Annotated in this window: 4 protein-coding genes; all 4 read left to right on the forward strand. The window is 60.8% G+C overall.

Annotated features, from left to right (window positions below):
• The coding region (locus ACOSYY_RS13625) for an HAD-IIIA family hydrolase (RefSeq protein WP_421663053.1) at positions 1-397 on the forward strand (397 nt) is incomplete at its 5' end.
• Positions 398-1,537, forward strand: a complete 1,140-nt coding sequence (locus ACOSYY_RS13630) for a glycosyltransferase family 9 protein (protein ID WP_421663054.1) — start codon at positions 398-400, stop codon at positions 1,535-1,537.
• Positions 1,518-3,257: a carbamoyltransferase family protein gene (locus tag ACOSYY_RS13635; protein ID WP_421663055.1), complete on the forward strand. Its 1,740-nt coding sequence runs from the start codon at positions 1,518-1,520 to the stop codon at positions 3,255-3,257. Before ACOSYY_RS13630 ends, ACOSYY_RS13635 begins: the two co-directional genes overlap by 20 nt.
• A gap of 54 nt (positions 3,258-3,311) precedes the next feature.
• Positions 3,312-3,664: glycosyltransferase family 2 protein (locus ACOSYY_RS13640; RefSeq protein WP_421663056.1), on the forward strand; the 353-nt coding region annotated here is incomplete at its 3' end.

Raw genomic sequence — 3,664 nt, forward strand, 5'->3', positions numbered from 1 at the left:
GCGAGCCGAGCTCGCAAAGTTGCACGTCCCCCTCGCGGGATTTTACTACTGTCCCCATCATCCGGATGGCAACGTACCATCGTTCAGTGTGGACTGCTATTGCCGAAAACCCAATCCCGGTTTGCTGATCCAAGCCGCCCGTGAGCTCGATGTGGATCTGCCGCATTCATGGATGGTCGGCGACATCCTGCACGATGTTGAAGCCGGCCGGGCAGCCGGCTGCCGCACCATCTTACTCACGAACGGCCATGAAACCGAATGGCACCTCACGGCTTCGCGGTGGCCCGATTTCATTGCAGACGAGGTGCTGGAGGCGGCCCGGCTCATCGCGTTCACGGATTTGATTGCAACCGGCGAACGACCGCACTCCCAAGACGACGGATCGAAGGACTCCTGAATGGTGATTGCCGTTGATCGATCCAGAGCCGACCTCTGGCGGCGGTCACGCAGAATTCTCTGCGTGCGGCTCGATGCGCTCGGCGATGTGATCATGACGGGTCCGGCGCTGCGGGCGCTCAAGCAGTCGTTCCCGGATCGGCACATTACCCTTCTCACGTCTGCAAGCGGCGTTCATGCGGGTCGTCTCATGCCTTGCGTCGACGACATATGGTCGTACGAAGCTCCATGGATGAAAGGGTACCGTGCGGGTGAGTCGGCCGCGGCGGATCACGCGCTGATTTCCCGGTTACGTGCTGGGGCATTCGATGCCGCCGTCTTGTTCACGGTGTACAGCCAAAACCCGCTTCCGGCCGCCATGATGTGCTGGTTGGCCGACATTCCGCTGCGTGTCGCGCATTGCCGGGAGAACCCGTATCACTTGCTCACGGACTGGATCCCCGAACCGGAGCCGGAGTCCTATATCCGTCATGAGGTCCGGCGCCAGCTCGATCTTGTCCGCCATATCGGCGCTGAAGCCGCGAACGAGCGTCTCTTCTTACAGATTCCGGGCGCCGCCTTCGACCATCTCGACGAGATTCTTGGACCGCTCCGTACAAAGGTCGATGAGGCCGTGGTCATTCATCCCGGCGCGACCGCCGCCAGTCGCCGTTATCCCGCGGAGCAATTCGCGGTCGCGGCCGACCGGCTGGCTCACACATGGGAAGGGCCGATCATTTTTACTGGCGTCGAAAGTGAGCGCCCGTTGGTCGAGTCGATCCGTGCCCGAGTGGCGGCCCCGACGCACTCGCTCGCCGGTCGGCTTCAACTTCCGGAATTGGCCGCCTTGTTGGCCCGCGCGCGCGTCTTGATCTCAAACAATACGGGCGCGGTCCATGTCGCCGCAGCCGTGGGCACGCCGGTCGTCGATTTGTATGCGTTGACCAACCCGCAGCACACGCCGTGGCAGGTGCCACGCCGCGTCTTGTTCCATGATGTACCTTGCAAATTTTGCTACAAGAGCACCTGCCCACAAGATCACCATGATTGTCTGCGTTTGGTGACACCGGACGAAATCGTCGACGCCGCCGCGGAACTGCTCGGTCTCAGACCAACGCCACTCTCCGAAGAAGGATTACACCTTGTACACACTAGGTCTTAACGCGGCTTTCCATGACTCCTCGGCCTGCTTGGTCCATGACGGGATGGTCGTCGCCGCAGCCGAAGAAGAGCGGTTTACGAGGATCAAACATGCCAAGCGCCCTATTCCGTTTAGCGCCTATGAATTGCCGTTTCATGCCATTGCCTTCTGCCTTCAGCGCGCCGATGTTCACTTGCGGGATATCGACCACATCGCCTATGCCTATGACCCCACACGCAAGCTGGGCAACCATGCAGGCGCGGTCTCCCTGACGCTGCCGATGGAGCCGAGCGCCCATCCTGTCGCGGCGGAGTGGGAATCACCGTGGGATCCGCTTTTTCTCTCCTCGATCATGAATGCTCCACGGCACTTGTCCGGCGGCGCTCCGCATCATCTTCGCGAATGGTTCGCCGGCGTAACGGCGCCAGGTCCTTATCGATGGCACTGGGTCGATCACCACGATGCCCATGCGGCCAGCGCTTTTCTACCTTCCCCTTTCGAGAGCGCCGCCGTGCTGACTCTGGACGGCAGAGGAGAAGACGCCACCACGACATACCATATCGGCCAAGGCCATCGATTGCGCCGACTCGGCCAGGTCGACATGCCGCACTCGTTGGGATTGCTCTATGAGGAACTGACCACCTACCTGGGCTTTCTCCACTCGTCCGATGAATACAAGGTCATGGCCCTCGCCTCCTATGGGAAACCAAAGTTCAAACGACTCTTTCAGGACATGGTGCAGCTTCATGGCAATGGACAATACCGAATTCTCCCTCACCGACTGGAAACCGCGTGCGGACCGGCACGCCGACCTGGTTCTCCACTGGAGCAACGACACTATGACCTGGCGCGGTCTCTACAGGAAGTTCTGGAAGAGACGGCATTGGCGTTGGCAGAGTGGTTGCACCGGGCATCGGGCGCTCCAAACCTATGCCTGGCCGGAGGCGTCGCGTTGAACTGTGTCATGAATGCCTCCCTCCGTGATCGCGGCCCGTTTCAATCCATATGGGTGCAGCCGGCGGCCGGCGATGCCGGCACAGCGATGGGCGCCGCGCTCGCGGTCGACGCCGCGCAGCGGCGGCTGCCTATCGGCCCACGAGCATTTCGCATGGAGCATGCGTTCTGGGGGCCTTCATACAGTGAGGAAGAGATCGAATCCGTGTTGCGTCGCGCCAAGCTCCCGTTTCGCCGCCTGGCCGACATCGGAGGGGAAGCCGCCGCGCTGTTGGCGCGCGATTATATTCTCGGCTGGTTCCAAGGCGCGATGGAATTCGGGCCTCGCGCATTGGGAAGCCGGTCGATCCTGGCCTCCCCCATCAACGCGATGATGCAGGAACGATTGAACGACATCAAAGACCGCGAGGATTTCCGGCCCGTGGCGCCCGTCGTGTTGGAAGAAGCCGCCGCTCAATGGTTCGATGGGGCCGAGCGTTCGCCGTTCATGCTCTTTACGTATCAGGTGCGTCCCGACCGTGCGAATCGAATCCCAGCCGTCCGACACGTCGACGGATCGGCGCGAGTTCAAACGATCACGCATGAGCAACACCCGCGCTATTACGAGCTCATCAAAGCGTTCGAAACCAGAACGGGGGTTCCGGTGTTGGTCAATACCTCTTTCAATACAAGAGGCGCGCCGATCGTCTGTACGCCGCGCGACGCGGTTGAGGCCTACAGCAGTTCTCCGCTGGATGCGCTGGTGATCGGCCCGTTTCTCCTGACAAAAACCGCCACTCACTCGTGATCGGAGCCCTTCTTATGACAAAAACCGCCGCCGCCTCATGATGGGAGCCGTTCTATGAAAGATTATTCTACGTCCAGCGCGGCGGCCGTCACGGAGTCCTTGAACTCCCAAGCGGGCCACATACTGATGAGCGTGGTCATTCCGACCTTCGATCGTCCCGACCTTTTGCGGCGCTGCCTCGCATCATTGATCGCTCAAACCATGAACCCCGCAATGTTCGAGATCATCGTCGTCTCTGATGGACCGTCCGAGTCTACCGAGGGAGTCGCCGCCGCGTTCCGCGGCAAGAGATCCGCGCCGAACCTGCGTTACCTTGCATCTCCTGTCCCTCGCGGCCCGGCCGCCGCGAGGAATCTCGGCTGGAAATCAGCTAGAGGTCCGATCCTTTCCTTCACCAATGATGATTG

The sequence above is a fragment of the Nitrospira sp. BLG_2 genome (genome assembly GCF_049222245.1).

Excerpts from the sequence above, each read along its gene's own strand:
- ACOSYY_RS13630 (WP_421663054.1), top strand. The coding sequence starts at position 398 with ATGGTGATTGCCGTTGATCGATCCAGAGCCGACCTCTGGCGGCGGTCA.